Source organism: Virgibacillus natechei, from assembly GCF_026013645.1.
Taxonomy (GTDB): Bacteria; Bacillota; Bacilli; order Bacillales; family Amphibacillaceae; genus Virgibacillus_L; species Virgibacillus_L natechei.
Window position 1 is genome coordinate 613,108 of the sequence record NZ_CP110224.1, and the last position, 22,655, is coordinate 635,762.

Consider the following 22,655-nt stretch of genomic DNA (forward strand, 5'->3'; position numbering starts at 1 on the left):
AATAAGAGAAAGATTGCCAAGAAAAAAAGTGGTAGTAGACGATGAAACTGTTGTCGCACAATAAAGGCCGAGAACTAGTGTCCTCGGCTTTTATTCTATCTATAATCATTACTCGGAAGCCTTAATTGTGGCAAGGTCTGCACGATGCTTTAGAAATCTGGTCAAATATTCTGCTCCCACTACCATAAAAAACATGACAATTGTAATACCAAGCATCTCATTGTATGCAATCATGCGTGAAGCACGGACAAGTTCCCATCCAATGCCCCCGGCACCAACAACACCTAGAACAGCTGCATAGCGCAGATTAATATCAAATCGGAACACGGACCACGAAATAAAGGTACTCATAATCGTAGGAATAATACCTTGCATTATGACTTGAAATGTACTACCTCCCGTTGCTTTAATCGCTTCAATAACACCAACTTCAATTTCCTCAATTGATTCGGCATATACTTTTACAAGCATACCGATACTATTCACAGCCAAAGCTAGAATGCCCGGAGTAGGTCCGAGTCCCACAGCAATAATAAACAGGAGAGCCCAGATCAATGCTGGAACAGCTCTTACAAATGCTGCAAAAGATTTGACTAAATAACTGACAGAAATGTGTGGAGTCATATTTTTAGCAGCAACGAAAGACAATATAATAGAAAATATGATCCCCAACATCGTTCCCATAACAGCAATTTGTAAAGATTCAATAGCGGCCATCATTACATTGGATGGTTCATCCATGGTAGGTGGTAGCATATGATCCACTAGATTTTGAGTTCTGGAGAAACTGTTCACTATTTTTTCTGGTACAATATCCAGCTGCAGCATACTTATAATTAGAAATAATATTGCTAAACCACCTAAAATCCACTTGGTCAGTTTGCTTTTGTGCTCAGACATCTCATTCATAAAATCCTCTCCCGTATCTTGGCTGTTGTGAATTCAACGATCAGAATGAGTACAAAAATAAATAAAATTCCAACCGTAGTCTGTCGGTACTGAAATAAATTAATACTGCTTTCCAAGGTATAACCAATTCCTCCTGCACCTACGACTCCCAACACCGCTGCTTCCCGAATATTTAAATCCATTTTGTATAAGGACCAGGATACAAAACCGGGTTTAAATTGTGGCCATACACCTTGCCCCATGATTTGCAACCAACTTGCCCCTGTGGCTCTCACGGCATCTACTTGGTGATGGTCAATTTCTTCAAGCAGATCGGAAAATGCTTTGCCAAGTATACCTATCCCCGCTAGTCCTAAAGCTAATGTACCTGCAAGAGGGCCTAATCCAATAGCTGCAACTAGAAGGATACCCCATACAATAGCGGGAATCGAGCGTAATAAGGCAATGAACGACCGACTTATCACCGCTGCAATAGGATGTATAGTCGTATTCTTTGCTGCCATAAATCCAAAGAAAATGGAAAAAACCAAAGAAAATATCAACCCAATATAACTCATATATAATGTTTCCAGAGCGGGACTCACAAAGGATCCAATTGTAGAGAAGTCTGGTGGTAATAAATCTTGGAAGATAAAAGCAGTTATATTAGTGGCTCCGGAAAAGAGAGCCACCATACTGAAGCTTGTACCGATCCAGGACCATATCACTAACCCGGCGATAATTAACCAAATCATTAACCGATTTTTAAGTAGTTTGCGCTGTCTGCGTTTCAACTCTGCATACTGTTTCTCACGCTGATTGAACGGGAGGAATTTTACTCGCTCAAGAGGTATACTCATATGTCCGATCCCCCTGAAAATAAATGTCATCGATCATAAGATTAGACAGTTCATTTGGACGACCATCAAATACAACTTCACCTGCTTTAATCCCAATGATACGATGAGCAAAATGTTTAGCGAAATCGACCTGATGCAAATTGACAATCGTTGTAATACCATCTTCTTCACTAATCTTCTTCAAATAGTTCATTACATTGTTTGAAGAAGAAGGATCAAGACTGGCTATGGGTTCATCTGCCAAAATTAAAGACGGTTTTTGGGCAATGGCTCTAGCAATCCCTACACGTTGTTGTTGACCTCCGCTGAGTTCATCTGCTCTCTTAAACGCATGATCTTCCAATCCTACACGTTTTAAAATAGCTAAGCCTTCATGAACATCATATTCCGAAAACCTTCCGATGCCTCCCTTTAAAGATGACATATAACCGAGTCTCCCATGTAAAACATTTCGGATTGTACTAGAACGTTTTATGAGATTGAAATCTTGAAATACCATACCGATTTGCCGTCGAATCAACCTTAACTTCTTTCCGTTGGCCCTAGTGATATTTTGGTTTTGAAATAGTACTTCTCCAGAAGTAGGTTTATTTAAACAGTTAATCGAACGGAGAAACGTACTCTTTCCAGCACCACTTGGACCAATGATGGAGACTAACTCTCCTTGTTTGAACGTTAGAGAGATCTTTTTCAATGCTTCTGTTCCGTCCAGATATACTTTTGTCAATTCTCGCGTCTCTAAAAATACATCTTCCATTGTGTATTCTCCTCTGTTGTTATTCTAACAATTCTTCCGGACTCATACCCAAATCCTCAGACGTCTGACGCACGATATCATAGTCTGCATCTTCTGATGGATAGAAACCAGTAATTCCTCGTTCTTCAAAAAACTGCTCATCTTCATATGCATAATAAAATTCTCTGATTTCCTCTTTAAGGTCTTCTGGAAGATCCCCCCGATATGCGTCAGGACCACGTGGAATGTCATCAGAAGCATGAATGATTTTGAAATCATCTTCATCCACTTGACCTTGAGCAATCATAGCGTCCATAACATCTGTGGCAATACCTGCCCCATCTACATCACCGTTGATAACTGATAAGATCGATGCATCATGACTTCCTGAGAAAGAAATATTACCAAAGTATGAATCTACTTCTTCATTGGTAATCCCTATTTCATCAATCACAGAAGACCGGGGAAAAATATGACCGGAAGTAGATGCAGGGTCCACAAACAAGAAATCTTGTCCTTCCAAATCAGAAATATCTTCCGCTTCAGAGTCTGCTGGTACGATAAAAGCACTTTGATAAGTAATATCGTCTTCACTTTCAGCACCAATAGCAAATACTTCAGCACCACTTCGTTCATTGGCAAGTGTGTAGGCAAACGGGCCAAAGAATGCTATGTCAACATGTTCATTGTTCATCCCTTCAATCACAGCGTTATAATTTGACCCCATAAAAACATCAACTTCAATTTCTAGTTCTTCACCTAATTCATCGCCAAATTGTTCTACACGTGGAGACACGGAAGTCTGGTCTTCAGCAGGTATGACCCCCATGACAAGTTCTTCTGGCCATTCACTAGAACTCTCTTGTTCTGCTGCTGCATTCTCATTTGCTTCGTCATCATTTGGTTCTTCCTCTAGTCCATTCTCTTCTGCCGCACATGCTGCTAGTACAAGAACAGTCAATACTGAATAGATAAAAAGGACAAATCCTTTTTGTTTAATTTTGTTCATTTTATTCCTCCTCTTTTTTGATTTATTTCTTCTTACAAATTCACTATAACAACAAAATGTTTATTTAGTATTAATATTATGTAAATTTTTATTAATATTTGATAAATATAATTTTTTTACAATTGTCAGAAGGTAGAGTTTTAAAAACCGCCACAACCTATCGAGTATAATGATTTGCGATTGGAAGGTGGCATAAGTGGGAAGTCACAAGAAACTGCAACAATTGGTTTGAAAAACTCATTGTTTGCAGTGTGTATATACGATAAAAACACATTAATCGGGATGGGTCGTGTAATTGGTGATGGAGAAGCTTTTTTTCAGGTAGTTGATATCGTCGTAAAACCAAGTTATCAAGGGAAAGGACTAGGAAAGATGGTTATGAAGGAAATAATGAACTATCTAGACCAAAACACGTACCCCGGCTCTTATGTAAGCCTGATAGCGGATGATCCAGCTAACAAACTTTATGAACAATTTGAATTTAGGTATACTTACCCTGGATCACATGGTATGTGTAGAATGTATTAGATTTGGTTCTTCCTCAACTTTATGAAAAATGTTTTGTAGCTCCGTTCTAGGCAACAAAAAATGTACGTGAAAAAAATGTGTGTTTTGATACGATAAGATGGTGAAACTTTTTTGACTTTTGCGTTTAATACTTGTTTATACTAAAATCAAAGGATGCAGTAATTGTATGGATGAGTTAATGGGAGGTAGTTAGGATGAAACATCATTATTTGAAGCTTTTCGTCATTTCTATATTTGCAGTGATGCTTTTGGGTGCATGTGGAGCTGATGAAGAAGCACATGGTGAAAATGAGAATGGAGAGGAAAATGCAACCGAGCAGGATAAAGCTGAGATGGAAAGTGAAGGCCAACAGGATGATGAATCTGCTTCGGAGGAAGAAGAGGCTGACACCTCAGGAGCTGTAGCCCCTCAATCCTCGGAGGATGAAGTTTCGTTTGAGCAGGTTTCATGGATAATGGGGTCTCCTGACCGTCGAGCGGAAGCAGGGATCTGGTTTTATACAGAAGACGAACATCCAGAGGACTATGATAGTAGTTTCGATTGGGAAGAGGAAGATATTCTTCTCTGGCAAATCAGCGATGAAAAATACGCGGGACATAGTCCAGATACGGAACAGCTTGTCAAAATGGATGATGATGTGATTAAGATAGTGGTCGTGTTTGATGAGGATGAAGAGCCTTCTGATGAAAAGATGCCACGCAATTATCTAAAAGCACCCAAGGGAGAACTTGAAGGTAAAAATTATATGATCGAGACCATCGACGGAGAAGAACTATCTCTTGAATAAAAAGCGAAATGTGGTGGCTCCTTTGTGGGCAGACTACACAGGAGAGATTAGCGAAAATATAATAGATTTATATACTAATTTTAATGAATCCCAACCCTTATTTCGTATGAGGGATTTGGGGTTTTTTAATACACTTAATGCTCAAGGTCAGCATAATATTTGATGGTAGTTTCGTATAGAAAATATTATATGTAGTTTTTTGCTCATATAATTGAACTTTATCCTTGTTAAAGGCCTTGAAAATCATTTTTCAACGTACAATAGAAATTGCAAGCGGAATAAAATAGCAGTATACTAAAACCAATCATTTAGAAATCACATGAGGAGGTTTGAAATGAAAAATATTAATTCACCAGAAGAATTATATGAAGAACTGGAGAAATTGGGTAAAGACAATTCTCTTACACGGTTTTCAATTCCTGGCAAGGGGAAATTCACACTTGTTTATGAAGAGAATGAGAAAACGATTCAAGAAGAAGTGGAAGAAGATGAGGAGCTAAAACAAATGATCCATGAAAGCAGGAAGGATTATAAGGAAGGAAGATATAAGACCACAAGTGAAATTATCGAATCCATGTATAATAAGGACTTTTTTAAATGAAGCATGTTGTTTGGTCTGAGACAGCGGAAAATAAAGTGATATTTTATAAAAGTGAGCATTATACGGTAGAAGAAACACGTGATTTTATTGCTCGGCTTATGAGCGATATAGAAAGCCTCTTGCTAAACCCTTTCCTAAGCAAACGATACCTAGAAGATCAAGGGAAATATAAAGGAGTATCTCGCATTGTTCTTCATAAATTTATATTCTATTATAAAAAAGTAGATGATGAAATTATTGTTTTAGCCGTAAAATATCCTGGAGAAATGTGAAACCCCATACCATAATAAACAATAACTTATAATCCACTTATTGATAAATAACTCCAGCTAGAAAAAAACCACGCTGCTATGGTTATATAAATAAGAAGCCCCTTTTCAATTATTCTGAGGATGATAAGGAGAAATCATTCATTATCCCTATGTTATACTACCGTAAAAGGACGGTGTTGGATATGGAATATATTTCGCGAGATCAATTTGATGACATTGTTCAGGATAAGCAAAGTATTAAAGTTGCAGATCTGGTTTATGTATTGGAAGAAAAAATGGGTTATGCTGTTACCCTTGAAAAGAAGACGCAATTAACTGAAATGCAAAGAAAAAGAATGACAGATCTTATTTTTTCGAATGAGGATATTCTAAGTCAATTAAGAAAAGCAGCCCAAGACCAGGACTATATTGAAAATGACGAAGAGGCATTTGAAATTATTCGTAGGTCCCGTGATGGAAAATAAGCGATATCGTCTTGTTTGGGAAAGAAACGCGCTTGATGGATTAGTAAGTTAAATGAAAACGGGATAATAAATCTAGGATAATAGAATTATTTATCGCAAGAATTTACAAGGTTAAGTTTTTGAAAAACCATGGTTCGTATGTAAATTGCAAGCGGAGTAAAAGGAGTAAAATAGCAGTATACTAAAACCAATCTTTTAGAAATCATATGAGGAGGTTTGAAATGAAAAATATTAATTCAGCAGAAGAGTTATATGAAGAACTGGAGAAATTGGGTAAAGACAATTCTCTTACACGGTTTTCAATTCCTGGCAAGGGGAGATTCACGCTTGTTTATGAAGAGAATGAGAAAACAATTCAAGAAGAAGTGGATGAAGATGAAGAATTAAAACAAATGATCCATGAAAGCAGGAAGGACTATAAGGAAGGAAGGTACGTGACCATTAGTGAATTTATAAAATCTACCTATGAAAAGGATTTTTTCAATGAATAAAGTGGTTTTGTCTGCACTTGCACGAGATAAACTGAAACGTTACAAAAGTGAATATTATACCGAAGATGAAACCAGAGAATATTTACGAAAACTTTCAACAGAATTAGAAAGTCTTCTGCTAAATCCTTTCCCAAGCAAACGATACCTAGAAGAGCAGGGGAAATATAAAGGAGTATCTCGCATTGTTCTTCATAAATTTATATTCTATTATGAAAAAGTAGATGATGAAATTATTGTTTTAGCCGTAAAATAACCTGGAGAAATGTGACTCCTAGATCCTCCACCCCCATTACTAACCAATCACTTATCGTTAAGTAGCTTTAGATTGATTTTATCATTTTTATGTTGAGGCAAGAAAAGAAATAGCACACGCCTACACTACTATTATGACAAACACTAGGAAAATTTCACCATGCTCGAGGCATTTATTCATGTACTTTCCATTGCATTCCAAATAGAACGATTTGTCCGCTACCATATAAAAATAAAGCTCCGTTAAATCTTCTAAGTTATTTATATCCGTGTATTAGTATAGTTTCCCCAATAGTGTGGCTTTATATCAGTCTTTTTTTTACCCTTCCACTTTGATTGATTCGGATATAGAAAATTATTCGATGAACACAGACAAAAACATTACATGAGTTTTCTTTAACATTGATATTACTGTATCAGGAGAGTATGATTATTAGCATTAGAGGGTATTCGCTTGATAAAAGTGTATCTCGGCAGATAAGAAAGTTAAAAACTTCTTACTGCATAAGTGCGAGCTTTGGCATTAACCGAAAAGCTTGGTAAATGCCAAGTTTTCTAATGAGGAGGTAGAGCTGATGGAGGACGACCAATTATGGTACAGGCTTGATAATGCAGGAAAATTGTATTCGTCTATTATTTCATCTCGGGCAACAACTCTTTTTCGGGTGTCTGCAACGCTCACTTCTACAATTGATTCAGGGTTTCTTCAAGCGGCTCTTGAGTCGACTTTGGAACGTTTTCCTTTTTATAAAGTGCAACTTAAACAAGGGTTTTTTTGGTATTATTTTGAAGGAACCGACCAAATCCCACAAGTTGCAGAAGAAGTTTATTATCCATGTATGAGTTTATCAATTAAAAAGCGGGGGTCATTTCCGTTTAGGGTGTTATATTTTAATAAACGAATTTCCTTGGAATTATCTCACAGTATTACAGATGGTACGGGTGCGCTTAACTTCATACGTGAACTCGTTACCAATTATTTGCATTTAAAAGAGTCCGTCCCTTTACAGAAGGGGCAGGTAAGTGATGAACAGCTGAGACTGGAAACGGAAAATTCATTTCGAAGACACTATGAAAAAGATATTCCTGTTTCAACGTCGCAGGTTGGCAAGTCATTTAAGATTCCAATTGACCTGGACAAAAAAGGTCATTATTACATAACAACAGGGATTATGAATTTGGAATCCTTAAAGCAGAAAGCCAAAGAATATGATACGTCTATTACGATATTGCTTACTGCTGTTTATATGCAAACGCTATTAAAAATTCAAGAAAGTACGATGCATCGCAAACAACCAATTGTCATTAATGTTCCCGTTAATATGCGGTCTTTTTTTGAAAGTGAAACAATGCGAAATTTCTTTGTTAGCATAACGCCTTCCATTGATGCCAGACTCGGTGAATACGAATTTGAAGAGATTATTGAAGAATTAAAGATTGAGTTTAGACGATTACTTACGCGGAAAAAGTTAAAGCAATACATTAAGCGAAGTGTAGTTGGCGAGGAATCATTGGGTTTGCGGTTAATGCCAACGCCAATGAAGAATATTATTGCGCCATCACTTTATTCCTTTTTTGGTGAAGGAAAATATACAAGTGGCTTGTCCAACTTGGGACTTGTTCAAGTGCCAAGTGAAATGGAGGAGTTCATTGAACGATTTGAGTTTTATCCGCCCCCTAGTATCGGAAATAAAGTAAAAGCAATGGTGATTAGTTATAAGGAGCATATTAACATCTCCTTTGGAAATTTATCGAAGAATCGAATGGTAGAACGCGAATTTTTTCGCAGGATTCGCGCACTGGAAATTGATGTATCCATCGAAACAAATGATGAGGAGAATTAACATGGCCTATTGTCCGAAATGTGGTGTTGCGGTTGAAAAAGATAATCACCCCTGCCCATTATGCGGTTTTCATATCCCAAAGGTGAATGAGTCGAAAGAGCCTGTGGAACGAAAATTCCCTAAAGCTGACAATCCCTATCCTGCACATATGCGAAGAGTGTTGAATCGTATCTTTGTTTTTGTATCCCTATTAATATTCGTAGCGGTTAGTCTCATGTTCTATGTGAATTATGAGATAAGCGGTGCGTTTACATGGTCGAGATACAGTAATTTAAGTGTTCTTGCTGGTTGGGGGATATTATATTTTTCATTTGGCTACGTGCAAAACTTCTATAAGGTAATTATCGGTATTGCGCTGATTTCGTTAGTTCTCTTATTTGGATTAGATATTTTCGGTGGTCAACTGGACTGGTTTATTCCGTTAGCATTTCCTATCGTTGTCGGGACAGCCGTAATAGGTTTGTGTTACTACAGTCTTATAAGGTCTTTATCAGTAAAAGGTTTTAACGTCATTGGCTTTTTCTTTGTAGCGGTTGTCATCCTGTCCATGTGGATAAATTTCTTCATTAGCAGTCATCAAGGTGAAACGGACTTGCTAAGGTGGTTAATCGTTACGGGACTACAATTATTACCAGTTTCTTTAGTTATGCTGTACGTCAAATATGGTTTACCGGAGCGTGTCAAGCAAAAGATTGCCAGGAAATTCCATTTATGATGTGAGACTGATAATCGGGTTATCTCACTATTGAAGGGGTTTATTGGGTTAGAGTGCAGGAAGGGAAGGAAGATCCTGTTTTCTTCATGGTGAATCGATTTTGTTATATAATGTGAAGGAGAGAAGGGGGTTTTTAGCTTGTTAAAAAAGCTAGAAGCAGAGAATCATGCGCAGCCGTTCAGAGGTCCATTCACCATTACACGTGTTCTGCCAGGTGGAATTTTGGGGAACAAAACCGCGGATCCTGCATTTGGATCGTTAGCTAACATTGATCATGCGGTTATGAAAAAGGGCTTAACGATTAAGATGCATGAACATGTCAATGATGAAATTTTAAGTTATGTAGGTTCAGGCGTCATGCATCATAAAGATTCCGCAGGGTTTGAAGCGTCGATTGCACGTGGGAAATTAATGATGATGAATGCGGGCGCAAGCTTTTGGCATGAGGAAAAAGTGAAGGATGATGAAGTTGAAATGCTACAAATCTTTGTCCGACCAAATGAAACGAACCTATCCTCAGAGATTCAATTCCACGACAAACCGGTAGACAATCGTAATTGGTATGTCATGGTGGGGCCTGAAGGAAGCGAAGCACCACTTTATGTGAGACAAAACGTCTACATATTAGACGCACACCCTAAAGCTGGAGAAGAGTTGGAAGTTCCAACGTATGATGGCCATAAACCAATTCTCTACGTGATGAACGGCGAAATTACGCTTCAAGGTCTTACAATTGGCAAACAAGAGGCTGTAACGGATTTAGTCAATCCACTTCCACCTCTAGTCGCGAATGAAGATACTACAATTGTATTGTTTTTTGTCGATAGGAATGCACCGATGTCTATGGAAGGGACAATTAGTGGCTTGAGGCAAGAATAATAGCAATATAATTTAAAAAGATCAGAAGTATTTCCCTGTAAAGGTAGTGGAGAAAGGATAAAAGTCATATAAAAACCTAACGGGTTCAGTTTAGGGAGAGAAAATATAAAATAATATAAAATCCAAGGATACAAATCACAAATGATTCAGTACCCTCTTTTTTATTGATATGACAGTCTTTATTTCAATTTATATAATGTAATAGCATTTTTATCTTTTTATTTATAATCATCAACGAACATTAACAGAGCCTAATACAAAGGAGTTTATTATTATGAACAGTAAATTTTTTAAACCTAAATATGAAAATAAAGTACAAAGACCAGGTAAATTTCAGAAATTTACTATGTATATTCTTATGGTTATAGGCGTTTTCTCATTATTCGGTTCAGTTTTAGGCTTCTTGACGAAAGTGACGGAAATGGCTCTAGCATTTGGAGTGATTGCAGTTGTCACTTTAGCTGCAGTTATATTATTGAAACGTGCATATAACACTTCTTATGAAGAAAACTTTGAGTATTTTATTTTAATCTCCAGGAACAAAGAAAACCAAGTTTTTTATGAAAACATCATTGATTGGCAACCATCATTTAATGAAATAAAAATACTCGATAAGACCAAATCAGACAAGAAATATATAAGGGTCAATATTAAATTTTTCAAACCAGAAATTCTGCTACGAAAAATGGCTGATATGGCATTCGATGGTAAATTCAACACAATAAACCCAGAAGATCCAACCAGAAAAATTGATACGGTCTATTACCTCGTTGATAATCGATATGGATATCTAGTAGAGGACTATGTTGACAAAATAGAGAACAAATATCAATTAAATGATTAATTTAATGCCATAACGATTGTAAGTTTATTATGTTTATAATGGTATAATTAATCTAAATTGTGTGATCTAGAGGGAAGGCTGATGATTTTGAACTTATTGGGTATTAATGATTTATCTGAGTTTCAAATATCCGAGATTTTCGCCTTGGGTGATAAACTAAAATCTCATAACTCAGGAAATAACTTAAATGGGAAAACATTCATATTATTTTTCCCAGAGTCAAGCATAAGAACTAGAATTACTTTTGAGAAAGGGATAAAGGATTTGGGAGGAGAATGCATATTATTTCCTCCAGATACTTTGGATAAGAGGGAGAAGTTGACAGATGTTATTCAATATATTGAAAACTGGGCTGACGGTGTAATTGTTAGACACCCGGATTCTTCAAAAATCCAGGAGTTATCAAGGTATACTTCTATACCAATCATTAATGCGATGACTTCTGATAATCACCCATGTGAGATTTTATCTGATTTATATTCTATTAGTAAGATAAAAGAGGATTATAGAGATCTTGTGTATACATTCGTTGGTGGGGCGGGCAATATTTCGAGGTCGTGGATGAACATTGCAAAAGTTATGAACCTAAAATTTAATCATGTTTGCACAAGTGGTAATGAGTTATGTAAAGATAACCTTAATTATAAATTTCATTCGGATCTCGATACAGTATTGATGAGTAGTGATGTGATTTTAACAGATTCCTTATCCAGTGATTTACGAACAAATGAGTACATAAATAAATATCAAATAACTTTAGAGAGAATGAAATCAACAAAGAGACAATCAATATTAAACCCATGTCCACCATTTTTTAGAAATGAAGAGATTAGTGAAAATGCTATTTCCTCAGATTACTTTGTTGGGTATGGATTTAAAAAGAATTTGATTTATGTCCAACAAGCTATCATTTTATATTGTTGTGGAATAAAAAAAGTTTGAACCCATTTCAATAATCTTAGTAATTCCAGAAACGGGCGCGATTGTGGAAAAGAAAATAAATTATAACGCTTTAAAAAACGCCCAGATATATCTGAAGTTTTTTTGTTTGCTATTTATATTGTTAATTTACAGGTGAAAAGGATACCAAATAGTGTGTTTTTTCCTCGATATTAGCATTTTTCTCTTCCAGAACTGAACCCGTTAAAAAAACCCCTCCATAGATCATATGAGGGGTTTTTATACTTATAAGTAATCTCTACGCAATTCCTCCGCTGATTTTGGAGAAATGTATCCAGGTGCTACATCATAAATTGTTTTCGCACCTTTTTGACCTTCTTTATTTAAACGGTAGGCTGCACGTGTATAGGCGGTGAGAACACTTGCAGTGAATTCAGGATTACTATCCAACGTTAAACTATATTCTGCAATTTGATTATTTCCTTCCCCTGTTTTACCACTGCGAATGACAAATCCACCGTGTGGCATGGAAGAGTGATCCCGTTTCAATTCTTCTTCCGTAATAAAGTGAACGGTCGTTTCATAATCAGCAAAATAGTTCGGCATTGTTTTAATTTCCTGTTCGATTTTCGCTGTATCGGCACCCTCTTCGGCTACAATATAGCATGTCCGCACATGGCGATCACTTTTGGAAACATCTGGATTTTCTCCATTTCTAACTTGTTCGATCACTTTTTCAGATGGGATTGTATACTGAACACCCTTTTTCACACCTTCTACTCTGCGGACAGCATCAGAGTGACCTTGGCTCAGGCCTTTGCCCCAAAACGTATAGGTCTCACCTTCAGGCAGAAGCGCTTCCGACATGACACGGTTAACCGAAAACATACCTGGATCCCAACCAACTGAAATAACGCTTGTTTTTCCACTAGCCTGTGCTACTTTATCGACAGATGCAAAGAACTCAGGGATTTTTGCGTGTGTATCATAACTATCTACTGTATTAAACATTTCCGCAAAAGTGGGAACCTGTTCAGGAAGGTCTGTTGCGGAACCACCGCATAAGATCATTACATCGATTTTGTCGGTGTAGTTCTTTGCTTCATCGATATGTAACACACTTACGTCCGGATTAATAATGTTTACACTATCCGGGTTTCTTCTTGAAAAAACAGCGACAAGCTCCATGTCTGGCTGTTGCGCGATAGAAGCCTCTGTACCTCTACCTAAATTACCGTATCCTACGATACCTACTCTGATTTTACTTTCCATATATTCCCCTCCATTAGTTCGCTTTTACTTCACTTGCTCACGTTTCTCTTTATACTATCGTTTTTTATTTTCATGTGCAATATCTATGGTTCAAGGATTCGATAAAATGAGTGTATTTATTTAGCGAAATCCTGAAACGGGAGACAGCCACCTTAAACTGGGAGACACCCCTGCCGAAAAAGGAGAACGCCCACCTGAATCAGGAAACTTATCCAAAAACCCGCTCCACAACATCCGCATAATCCCTAAAGTAATTTGGTATGTCACGATCATCTAGCCCAACATACATATTCGCAACAACCGATCTGTTATACCACATTTGTTTTTCAAATCCTGCGTTAAATTTGTCCCATGCTGCATCACCTTGCTGTTTTAAGTCTATTTCCATACCAAGCAGATTATCCAGTTTATCAGCGATGATCAGGTATTTAATTTCTTTTTCAGCATATCTAATAGTGTCGATGGTATGTTGTTTGCGCTCCTGCCATGATTTGGATTTGTCTTCTGTATGGGTGGCGACAAGCGCTGCAACTCGATCACCGAATTCACGCTCGATATCCTCTATTTCATAGAGCGTATCTTCAACTACATCATGTAAATAGCCTGCGCAAATGAGTTCAGTTGAATATGCATTCTTCTCAAGTCTTTCCGCAACTCGAATGGGGTGGGTGACATACGGAGTATCTGAATTTTTTCGAGTTTGCCCTGCATGTGCCATCTCTGCAAATTTCTTAGCCTGTTGTTTCAAATCATTTCCTCCTGGATCTATTAGTACCTCTAGCTATACCATTTTTATGAAGGGCAAACAAGTGCGTACTTGAAAAACATTCACACATAGATGGTTTCTCCATTACATTTGTAAAAAATATTGGTATACTGTAAGTAATATTGTTGTAATAGAATAGGAGGGTCCCTTGAAATGGAAGAGGGCATAAATAAGCGTAAAACGGAGCATATCAGACTTTGTTTAACGGAAAATGTAGAGGGTGTAAATAAGTCGACTGGACTTGAAGGAATAAATTTTATACATAATGCGTTACCAGAAATTAATTTAGATGATATTCAACTGGATACAACTTTTCTGAACAAGAAAATGAACGCTCCATTTTTGGTAAGCTCGATGACTGGCGGTTCTGAGCTTGCAACGAAGATTAATCAAAACTTAGCAATTGCTGCAGAAGAAAAAGGATGGGCAGTGGCACTTGGTTCGACAAGAGCTTTACTTGAAAGTGATGCACATAAAGGTTCTTTCTTAATTCGTGAGCAAGCCCCAACCGTACCTCTGATTGCGAATTTGGGTGTCGTTCAATTGAATTATGGTTATGGTGCTGAGGAAGCGAAGCGTATTGTTGAAATGACTGGTGCAGATTCACTTGTTTTACATTTTAACACCTTACAGGAAGCTGTTCAGGATGGTGGCGATTTAAATTTCGAAAATCTATTACCAAAGATAGAAAAAGTCACCCAAGCATTAGATGTACCTGTTATTGCGAAAGAGGTTGGCTTTGGTATTGACGGAACAGTTGCTGAAAAATTATATCATGCAGGAATATCTCATATAGATGTAGCGGGCGCTGGTGGAACATCATGGAGTCAGGTAGAAAAACTTCGTTCAGAGGATCCATTAAAACGGGCGGCAGCAGAGGCCTTTAATGATTGGGGACTGCCAACGAAAGATTGTATTGTGTCTGTTAGAAGTAAATTACCAAACGTTCCACTTATAGCTAGCGGTGGGATGAAGACAGGTGTGGATGCGGCTAAAGCGATCACTCTTGGAGCAGATGTAATTGGTTTTGCTCGTCAATTGCTGCAAGCTGCGACAGAGTCATCTACAGAAGTCGTCCGAACAATGGACCAAATTGAGCTTGAGTTGAAAATGGCAATGTTCGGTATTGGTGCAGGGACATTGGAGGAATTAAAAAACACAAAACGCGTCAGTATTATGGGAAGATCCTTATTGGATGAAAACAGCTAAAGCCGGAAGCGGTTTTAGCTGTAATTTTTTGGCAAATGTTTCATTAAAAAATAATTGGGAACTATACATACAAACAAAGCCTCATAAGAGGATATTTACGACGAGTAGAGCATGATAAAAGATAAGCCACGTCAACGTTTTACCAGGCATATTATTTAATCAATTTTCTAAGCTATGCTATAATATCCACAGAAATGAGGTGTAGGTTATGAAAATTGAGATATGGTCAGATTTCGTATGCCCATTCTGCTACATTGGAAAAAGAAGATTGGAAGTTGCTCTAGAAAAGTTTCCGCATAAAGATGATATTACTCTAGAATATAAAAGCTATGAATTGGATCCAAATGCAGAAGTAAATCCTGGACAGAATATGCATGAATACCTAGCTGCTAAAAAAGGAATGTCTGTAGACCAGGCTAAAAGCATGAATGAAAGTGTCGGTCAACAAGCTGCAGAAGTAGGATTGACGTATAACTTTGACACGATGCAACATACGAACACATTTGATGCACATCGTGTAGCAAAGTATGCAGGAGAGCAAGGCAAAGGAAAAGAAATGACAGAACGTCTCTTGTCTGCTTATTTTACAGAATCAAAACTTATCAGTGATCAGAAGACCTTAATCGAACTTGCTGAGGAAGTTGGTTTGGATGTGAATGAGGTAACTGCATTACTTAAAGTGGATGATTATGCGGAACATGTCCGTGGGGATGAAGAGCAAGCGCGTCAAATTGGCGTACAAGGTGTACCGTTTTTTGTATTTAATGAAAAATATGCAGTATCTGGAGCCCAGTCCCCAGACACTTTTACAGACGTTCTGAAACAGGTTTGGGAAGAAGAAAATGAAAAAACAGTTCTGCAATCATTAAATCCAAAGAAGTCTGAAACCACGTATTGTACAGATGAAGGATGCGAAGTAAGAGAGGACTAATAGCAACTAATTAATCATTTAAATAACTTTAGTGAGGGTATGTTTCTCACTAAGGTTATTTTTTTGTTTGCAAATACAAAAAAATAACTTTCCTATTTGTATAAGTGCGGGCTAAGGCATTCACCGAAAGACTGGCACTCCAAAGTATGGAATGCCAAGTCTTCTATTCAAAATTAATAGCTTGGTTTTCATTGACGAATCAAGATATTCTGATATACTAAACGTATAGCTTCTAATTGATAATGAATATCATTCTTAATTAGATTAATTTGCAAGTGATAATCATTATAAATAGTAATCTATACAGCATATATAGCAAAAAATTAGCGAGAGTTGAGAAGGTCGTTTCTATGAAATTAAGATACTTATTTTTAGCGCTGATCGTTCTTTCCGTTACATCCGTATTTCTTGGTGTTTCTGATATCACACCATTAGACCTGTTTAGCTTAACAGAAGACCAGGCACAAACCTTAATGGTTAGCAGAATTCCACGCCTTCTAAGTATCTTGATTGCAGGAATGAGCATGAGTATTTGTGGTTTAATCATGCAGCAGTTAAGCAGAAATAAATTCGTTTCTCCGACAACTGCAGGTACATTGGATTCGGCAAGATTGGGGATTCTTGTTTCCATGATGATCTTTACATCTGCTAGCCAATTTCAGCAAATGATTGTAGCTTTTATGTTTGCACTTCTAGGTACATTCATATTCATGAGACTATTAGAAAAGATCAGATTTAAAGACGCCATATTCATCCCGCTAGTAGGATTAATGTTTGGTAATATTATTAGTTCCATATCAACTTTTATTGCCTATCAAAATGATCTTATTCAAAACATGACTTCCTGGATGCAAGGCGATTTCTCTATGATCATGAGTGGAAATTATGAATTGATGTTTGTTAGTATCCCAATTCTTATTCTGGCGTTCTTTTATGCAAATAAATTTACGATCGCAGGAATGGGAGAGGACTTTTCTAAAAACTTAGGTCTTAATTATCGGCAGATTGTAAACCTTGGTCTGATTATTACGGCGCTAGTAACAGCCTCTGTTGTATTATCTGTTGGTGTGATTCCGTTCCTTGGTTTAATTATTCCGAACATTGTAACCATTTATCAAGGGGATCACTTGAAGAAAAGCTTATTACATACTGCATTACTAGGTGCTGTATTTGTACTATTTTGCGATGTTATCGGCAGAGTCATCATATATCCATATGAGATTCCAATCAGTTTAACCGTTGGGGTTATAGGTAGTGGAGTATTTATCTACCTATTGTTAAGGAGAAAGAAATATGGGTTCTAGTAGGAAAAAGTTAATTATTCTGGCCGTAATCGCAGTGTTACTCGTATTATTATATATATTTTATGACCTAAGTGGGAATATTGGATACATTTTGCCTAGAAGAATCATCAACATTGTAGCCATCGTTTTAACAGGCGGGGCAATCGCTTTTGCAACGTCAATCTTTATGACAGTTACGAACAATAGAATTTTGACACCGAGTGTATTGGGTCTTGATTCCCTTTACCTCCTGCTTCAGACACTCATTATTTTTATATTCGGTGGAAGCTCCCTTGTGATGATGAATAGTGAGATCAACTATATCATCTCGATTGGGATAATGATGTTATTTTCCTTATTGCTTTATCGTTTTCTCTTTAGGGGAGAACAGAACAACATCTATTTCCTTCTATTGATTGGACTGATTTTAGGAACATTCTTTAGTAGCTTTACAGATTTCATGCAAGTATTAATTGATCCAAATGAATTCATGATTGTACAGGATCGCATGTTTGCAAGCGTGAACAATGTAAATACGGATCTTGTCTATCTGTCTATTGGTCTTATTGCGGTAGTTGGATTGTATTTTATGCGATTTTATAAGTACTTGGATGTATTAGCATTAGGAAAAGACGAGGCAGTGAATCTAGGCGTTCCATATAACTATGTTGTAAAACGGTTACTCATCATTGTAGCAATATTAATCTCTATAGCAACTGCATTAATCGGTCCCATCACGTTTCTTGGATTGTTAGTTGTGAATCTGGCATATGAATTTTTAAAGACGTTTCGCCATTTCTATGTCATCATCGGATCGATGTTAATTAGTATTATCGCATTGGTTGGCGGTCAATTTATCGTAGAGAAAATCTTCACATTTGATACAACAATTAGCGTTATTATTAACTTTGTTGGTGGCGTGTACTTTATATTTCTTTTATTAAAGGAGAATAAATCATGGTAAATTTAAAAAATGTAATGAAAAAATATAACCAGAAAAAAGTTATTGAAGATGTTTCCGTGGAAATAGAAAAAGGAACGATTACGTCCTTTATTGGACCAAATGGAGCTGGGAAAAGTACCTTAATCTCAATGGTTAGTCGTCTTATTTCAAAAGATGATGGAGAAATAACGATTGATGGAGAAGATATTCTAGAATCTAAGAATAATGAGCTTGCAAAGAAAATTTCGATATTAAAACAATCGAATGCAATCAATTTGAAATTGACGATACGTGAACTCGTGTCATTTGGTCGTTTTCCTTATTCACAAGGCAAACTGGGCAAGGAAGATTGGGAAAAAGTAGATCAGGCAATTGACTACATGGAGCTTCGCGATATGCAGGATAAATTCTTGGATGAACTGAGTGGAGGGCAACGCCAGCGCGCCCACATTGCAATGGTTATCGCACAGGATACAGAGTATATATTACTTGATGAGCCCTTAAATAATTTGGATATGCGTCACTCTGTTTCTATCATGAAAACATTACGTAAGTTGGTAGACGAACTCGGGAAGACGATTGTAATTGTTATTCACGACATTAATTTCGCTTCTTGTTACTCGGATAACATTGTTGCACTAAAGGATGGGGAAATAGTGAAACAGGGGAGAACCTGTGATGTTATTGATAAGTGTGTGCTGAAAGACATTTACGATATGGATATAGATATTAAAGAAATCGACAACAGACGCATTTGTGTATATTTTTAACCAATTTAATTGTAGGAGCACCGAAACTTTAAGGGGGTGATAAGCGTATAACTACAGCTGAAAAAGGGGGGAGAATATATAAATAAATGCACACAAAAATAGTGCCATTTCCCATAAAAAAATCCCTTATATGAAAGTGACCTTGAGATCACTTCCAATATAAAGGAAACCTACATTATTTAGTTTACCTTACTTTTTTAATTAGGTAAACAAATTTGCTTGATAAACAAAAAATTAGATACAAGAGGATGTTCAAAAAGTCTGGTAAAAATGACACATCGAATTTCGTCGTTGGCTTGCTTTTCCGTTGCTCACGTATTAATTGCATACGTTCCGCTACTCAAAGCTACGCCGCCTCGAACTTCTCGATCCTTTTTATCCTCCTTTTGAACACGCACTACAAATCTATTTAATTATATAGGAGTAGATAAAATGAAACGATTTTCGCTATTGTTGATAATGAGCCTTTTCCTAATTGCACTTGCCGCTTGTGGTTCATCTGCAGAAAGCAGTGATGGGGACGCAGAAGGTGAAGAAACAAATGAAACAGTGACAGTAAACCATGAGCTTGGTGAAACAGAAGTGCCAAAAAATCCAGAAAATGTTGTCGTATTTGATTACGGTATATTAGATACGTTAGATAAATTAGATGTTGATGTGGCAGGGATTGCGAAAGAAAGCTTGCCATCATACTTAGAGAAATATGAAGGCGATGAATATGAAAATATCGGAACGTTGAAAGAGCCTGACTTTGAAAACATCTCACATACTGATCCGGATGTTATCATTATCTCCGCGAGGCAAGCAGAGCTAGCGGATCAATTAGAAGAAATCGCTCCAACCATACATCTTGGAGTAGATGATACAAACTATATGGATTCATTTAAAGAAAACATGCATACAATCGGTGACATTTTTGATAAAAAGGATGAAATAGAAGAAGAACTTACTGCTATTGAAGATTCGATTGCTTCTGTAAATGATAAAGCAGCTGAAAAAGGGGATGCTCTGATCACGTTGGCGAATGACGATAAAATCAGTGCATACGGTCCAAGTTCCAGATTTGGTTTAATTCATGATGTTCTTGGTGTTCCAGCAGTTGATGACGGGATTGAAGCATCAACACATGGAATGAATGTAACGTTTGAATATGTTGTAGAACAGGATCCTGACCTATTATACGTAGTAGATAGAACAGCAGCTATTGCCGGTGATGCATCTGCCGAGCAGTTTGTAGAAAATGATTTAATGCGTAGTACGAAAGCATATGAAAATGACGATATTTATTACCTGGATCCGGATTACTGGTATTTATCCGGTGGTGGTCTAGTTTCTGTATCGGAAATGATTAAAGAGATTGAGGCCAGCTTGGATTAGGTTGCCTTAACGGAAAAACAGCCCAACCAATGGGCTGTTTTTTTCTGTGCAGATAAGTAACTGCTAATGCTTTCTAAGAAGCCCTCTAACGAATGCCACGTTTTCTTATACATAATAAATGGGACTTTGTGGCACAGATAAGGTAGGCGAGCAGGAAAATGTTATGCAAATGTAAACAAGCTAACAAACGTTGTCAGGATACGCGTTGAAGGGTTTTTTGGCCAACTACCCTACTTGAAATGTTTCGTGTGATTATGTTTGAATTAAAAGACACTTATTTGAAATGAGGGAATCAATCAATGAAAAAATTAATCGTATTAGCGTTTGCGTTAAGTATAATGATCGTATTGGCTGCATGTGGCGATGACGGTCAACAAGAAGATGCAGAACAGGAAGCTCAACCAGCGGCGACAGACCCAGTGGAGTTTACCGATGAGGAAAAAGTTGAGGAAGATAGTTCTGTTGCAGATGTTAATGGAAGTGAAATAACAGGGGATAAATACAACGCCTTGTATCCACAAGTAAAAATGTCCCTTCAACAAAATGGCCAAGATGTTAGTGATCAAGATCAAATAAAAGAATTTACGATCAACATGCTGATTGAGCAAGAGTTAATAAAACAAGCGGCACAAGAAGAAGGTATTGAGATTACAGAAGAGGAAGTAGAATCTGAGTTTGAGATGATGGAGGAGCAAGCAGGAGAAGAGCTGACAACAGTTCTGGACCAGTTCCAACTATCAGAGGAAGAATTTAAAGCTCAATTAAATGATGATTTGATTACGGATCGATATATGCAAGAAAACTTCGATGTTGAAGTAACGGATGAAGAAGTAGAGGAGTACTATGAACAACTAGTAGGTGAAGCTGGCGATGAAATAGGGCAATTAGAAGACGTAGAAGGGCCTATTAGACAGCAGCTTACCATGAGTAAAACACAAGAAATGCTACAAGCTGAGATAAATGAATTAAAAGAGGAATCAGATATCGAAACATTGATTTAATAAAAATCATGAAAAAGCACCGCCCTGTAATAGATAGGTGCGGTGCTTTTTCATATCTCCATTTATTGGAACTGTTGTAGCCTGGAGAAGAAGTCTATAACAAAGTCATAAAAGACTTTTTCTGAGGGTGCGAGGTTTTTATTTTTTTGTTTAATCACTCCGACCGTTCTTCTGATTTCGGGGATGTCAATTGGGATTTTTACTGTCATTCTTGGGGTTAACTCTTGAAATGTACTCTCAGGCAGAAGTGTAACACCAATACCCGCAGCAACGAGCCCTTTAATAGCGTCTAAATCTTCGCCCTCTGATGAGATTTTAGGAACAAATCCAGCTTGTTTGCATGCATCCATAATTATTTTTTCCAATACAAAACCTCTTGGAAAACTAACAAATTCATCATTTTTTAAATCGGTAAGGTGTAAGCTTTTTTTATTCGATAGTGCGTGTGTTTGTGGCAAAAGAGCTGAAATGTATTCAGCGAACAATATACTGCTTTCGATATCCGGATCATCTTTAGGTGCAGGTCCAAGAAAAGCTACATGGATATCTCCTTTTTTTATTGCCTCGATTAGAAATTTATAAGATCCCTGTCGTAATTGAAAAGCAATGTTCGGGTATTCTTCTTTAAAAGCAGAGATGACACTTGGAAGTAAATGATTGGATAAGCTTGTTGGGAAACCAATTTTAATTGTTCCTCGATCAGGGGCCAGGTATTCATCAATTTGTTTTTTGGCGTCCTCAGCTGACCTTATCACGATCTTCGCATGTTTCAAAAATTCCCGTCCTATTTGGGTTAATTTGACATTTCTTCCATCTCGTTCAAATAAAGTAACGCCAAGTTCTCCTTCTAAATTCGAAATCTGCTTACTTATTGCCGACTGAGCTACATGCAAGTGTAACGCTGCCTCAGACACGTGTTCACGCTCAGCAACTTCTATAAAATAGCGTAATTGTCGCAGTTCCATTTGTACCCCTCCGTCCATTCATCTCATTTACAGATCACTCTAATCTTAATTATATATGATTTCGAAC

26 protein-coding genes are annotated in these 22,655 nt (G+C 37.1%); 19 read left to right on the forward strand and 7 right to left on the reverse strand.

Annotated elements, in window-relative coordinates:
• Nucleotides 1-108 precede the first annotated feature (108 nt).
• From phnE (OLD84_RS03440) to OLD84_RS03455, 4 genes are read right to left on the reverse strand one after another with little or no spacing between them, the layout of a single operon-like run.
• A complete protein-coding gene (phnE, locus tag OLD84_RS03440; RefSeq protein ID WP_209461727.1) occupies nucleotides 109-909 on the reverse strand; it encodes a phosphonate ABC transporter, permease protein PhnE in 801 nt (266 codons plus the stop codon).
• Entirely contained in the window at nucleotides 906-1,748 is an 843-nt protein-coding gene (gene phnE, locus OLD84_RS03445; RefSeq protein ID WP_209461728.1) for a phosphonate ABC transporter, permease protein PhnE, read from the reverse strand. Before phnE (OLD84_RS03445) ends, phnE (OLD84_RS03440) begins: the two co-directional genes overlap by 4 nt.
• Nucleotides 1,732-2,505: a phosphonate ABC transporter ATP-binding protein gene (phnC, locus tag OLD84_RS03450; protein ID WP_209461729.1), complete on the reverse strand. Its 774-nt coding sequence runs from the start codon at nucleotides 2,503-2,505 to the stop codon at nucleotides 1,732-1,734. Before phnC ends, phnE (OLD84_RS03445) begins: the two co-directional genes overlap by 17 nt.
• Nucleotides 2,506-2,524: 19 nt before the next feature.
• Entirely contained in the window at nucleotides 2,525-3,493 is a 969-nt protein-coding gene (locus OLD84_RS03455) for a phosphate/phosphite/phosphonate ABC transporter substrate-binding protein (protein ID WP_209461730.1), read from the reverse strand.
• Nucleotides 3,494-3,667: 174 nt separating this feature from the next.
• Between OLD84_RS03455 and OLD84_RS03460 the strand changes: the two genes are divergently transcribed.
• From OLD84_RS03460 to OLD84_RS03515, 12 genes are all read left to right on the forward strand, one after another.
• On the forward strand, nucleotides 3,668-4,021 hold the full coding sequence (locus tag OLD84_RS03460) for a GNAT family N-acetyltransferase (RefSeq protein ID WP_245301450.1): 354 nt from the start codon (nucleotides 3,668-3,670) through the stop codon (nucleotides 4,019-4,021).
• 194 nt (nucleotides 4,022-4,215) lie between these two features.
• Nucleotides 4,216-4,809 (forward strand): hypothetical protein, encoded by a 594-nt coding sequence (locus OLD84_RS03465; RefSeq protein ID WP_209461731.1) that lies wholly within the window; start codon nucleotides 4,216-4,218, stop codon nucleotides 4,807-4,809.
• Nucleotides 4,810-5,143: 334 nt separating this feature from the next.
• Complete coding sequence (locus OLD84_RS03470; protein WP_209461732.1) at nucleotides 5,144-5,410, forward strand: hypothetical protein; 267 nt, start codon at nucleotides 5,144-5,146, stop codon at nucleotides 5,408-5,410.
• A complete protein-coding gene (locus tag OLD84_RS03475; RefSeq protein WP_209461733.1) occupies nucleotides 5,407-5,682 on the forward strand; it encodes a type II toxin-antitoxin system RelE/ParE family toxin in 276 nt (91 codons plus the stop codon). The genes OLD84_RS03470 and OLD84_RS03475 overlap by 4 nt, the downstream gene beginning before the upstream one ends.
• 182 nt (nucleotides 5,683-5,864) lie before the next feature.
• The gene (locus OLD84_RS03480; protein ID WP_209461734.1) at nucleotides 5,865-6,146 is read left to right on the forward strand and encodes a hypothetical protein; all 282 of its coding nucleotides are present in this window, start codon (nucleotides 5,865-5,867) and stop codon (nucleotides 6,144-6,146) included.
• 221 nt (nucleotides 6,147-6,367) lie between these two features.
• Nucleotides 6,368-6,637 carry a hypothetical protein gene (locus OLD84_RS03485; RefSeq protein WP_209461735.1) on the forward strand — a complete coding sequence of 90 codons (270 nt, stop codon included), beginning with the start codon at nucleotides 6,368-6,370 and terminating at the stop codon, nucleotides 6,635-6,637.
• Nucleotides 6,630-6,890, forward strand: coding sequence for a type II toxin-antitoxin system RelE/ParE family toxin (locus OLD84_RS03490; RefSeq protein ID WP_209461736.1), 261 nt, complete (start codon nucleotides 6,630-6,632; stop codon nucleotides 6,888-6,890). Before OLD84_RS03485 ends, OLD84_RS03490 begins: the two co-directional genes overlap by 8 nt.
• Nucleotides 6,891-7,464: 574 nt before the next feature.
• The gene (locus OLD84_RS03495) at nucleotides 7,465-8,733 is read left to right on the forward strand and encodes an alcohol acetyltransferase (protein WP_209461737.1); all 1,269 of its coding nucleotides are present in this window, start codon (nucleotides 7,465-7,467) and stop codon (nucleotides 8,731-8,733) included.
• A gap of 1 nt (nucleotide 8,734) precedes the next feature.
• Nucleotides 8,735-9,448, forward strand: coding sequence for a DUF6320 domain-containing protein (locus tag OLD84_RS03500; protein WP_209461738.1), 714 nt, complete (start codon nucleotides 8,735-8,737; stop codon nucleotides 9,446-9,448).
• A gap of 138 nt (nucleotides 9,449-9,586) precedes the next feature.
• On the forward strand, nucleotides 9,587-10,327 hold the full coding sequence (locus OLD84_RS03505) for a pirin family protein (RefSeq protein WP_209461739.1): 741 nt from the start codon (nucleotides 9,587-9,589) through the stop codon (nucleotides 10,325-10,327).
• 274 nt (nucleotides 10,328-10,601) lie between these two features.
• Complete coding sequence (locus OLD84_RS03510; protein ID WP_209461740.1) at nucleotides 10,602-11,171, forward strand: DUF1129 domain-containing protein; 570 nt, start codon at nucleotides 10,602-10,604, stop codon at nucleotides 11,169-11,171.
• Nucleotides 11,172-11,252: 81 nt separating this feature from the next.
• A complete protein-coding gene (locus tag OLD84_RS03515) occupies nucleotides 11,253-12,113 on the forward strand; it encodes an ornithine carbamoyltransferase (protein ID WP_245301451.1) in 861 nt (286 codons plus the stop codon).
• A gap of 243 nt (nucleotides 12,114-12,356) precedes the next feature.
• Here OLD84_RS03515 and OLD84_RS03520 read toward each other — a convergent pair whose 3' ends face one another.
• Together OLD84_RS03520 and OLD84_RS03525 are read right to left on the reverse strand one after the other, a co-directional pair.
• On the reverse strand, nucleotides 12,357-13,343 hold the full coding sequence (locus OLD84_RS03520; RefSeq protein ID WP_209461741.1) for a diaminopimelate dehydrogenase: 987 nt from the start codon (nucleotides 13,341-13,343) through the stop codon (nucleotides 12,357-12,359).
• 208 nt (nucleotides 13,344-13,551) lie between these two features.
• Nucleotides 13,552-14,091 (reverse strand): HD domain-containing protein, encoded by a 540-nt coding sequence (locus OLD84_RS03525; protein WP_209461742.1) that lies wholly within the window; start codon nucleotides 14,089-14,091, stop codon nucleotides 13,552-13,554.
• A 171-nt stretch (nucleotides 14,092-14,262) separates the two neighbouring features.
• Between OLD84_RS03525 and fni the strand changes: the two genes are divergently transcribed.
• The 7 genes from fni (at nucleotide 14,263) to OLD84_RS03560 (ending at nucleotide 21,623) form a co-directional block, all read left to right on the forward strand.
• Nucleotides 14,263-15,318: a type 2 isopentenyl-diphosphate Delta-isomerase gene (gene fni / locus OLD84_RS03530; protein WP_209461743.1), complete on the forward strand. Its 1,056-nt coding sequence runs from the start codon at nucleotides 14,263-14,265 to the stop codon at nucleotides 15,316-15,318.
• A gap of 208 nt (nucleotides 15,319-15,526) precedes the next feature.
• A complete protein-coding gene (locus OLD84_RS03535; protein ID WP_209461744.1) occupies nucleotides 15,527-16,249 on the forward strand; it encodes a DsbA family oxidoreductase in 723 nt (240 codons plus the stop codon).
• A 350-nt stretch (nucleotides 16,250-16,599) separates the two neighbouring features.
• A complete protein-coding gene (locus OLD84_RS03540) occupies nucleotides 16,600-17,553 on the forward strand; it encodes an ABC transporter permease (protein WP_209461745.1) in 954 nt (317 codons plus the stop codon).
• Nucleotides 17,543-18,496: an iron chelate uptake ABC transporter family permease subunit gene (locus OLD84_RS03545; RefSeq protein WP_209461746.1), complete on the forward strand. Its 954-nt coding sequence runs from the start codon at nucleotides 17,543-17,545 to the stop codon at nucleotides 18,494-18,496. The genes OLD84_RS03540 and OLD84_RS03545 overlap by 11 nt, the downstream gene beginning before the upstream one ends.
• Nucleotides 18,490-19,245 (forward strand): iron ABC transporter ATP-binding protein, encoded by a 756-nt coding sequence (locus OLD84_RS03550; protein ID WP_209461747.1) that lies wholly within the window; start codon nucleotides 18,490-18,492, stop codon nucleotides 19,243-19,245. The genes OLD84_RS03545 and OLD84_RS03550 overlap by 7 nt, the downstream gene beginning before the upstream one ends.
• A gap of 432 nt (nucleotides 19,246-19,677) precedes the next feature.
• Nucleotides 19,678-20,622, forward strand: a complete 945-nt coding sequence (locus OLD84_RS03555) for a siderophore ABC transporter substrate-binding protein (protein WP_209461748.1) — start codon at nucleotides 19,678-19,680, stop codon at nucleotides 20,620-20,622.
• A gap of 299 nt (nucleotides 20,623-20,921) precedes the next feature.
• Nucleotides 20,922-21,623, forward strand: coding sequence for a SurA N-terminal domain-containing protein (locus tag OLD84_RS03560; protein WP_209461749.1), 702 nt, complete (start codon nucleotides 20,922-20,924; stop codon nucleotides 21,621-21,623).
• 62 nt (nucleotides 21,624-21,685) lie between these two features.
• Here OLD84_RS03560 and OLD84_RS03565 read toward each other — a convergent pair whose 3' ends face one another.
• Complete coding sequence (locus tag OLD84_RS03565) at nucleotides 21,686-22,588, reverse strand: glutamate biosynthesis transcriptional regulator GltC (protein ID WP_209461750.1); 903 nt, start codon at nucleotides 22,586-22,588, stop codon at nucleotides 21,686-21,688.
• Nucleotides 22,589-22,655 lie beyond the last annotated feature (67 nt).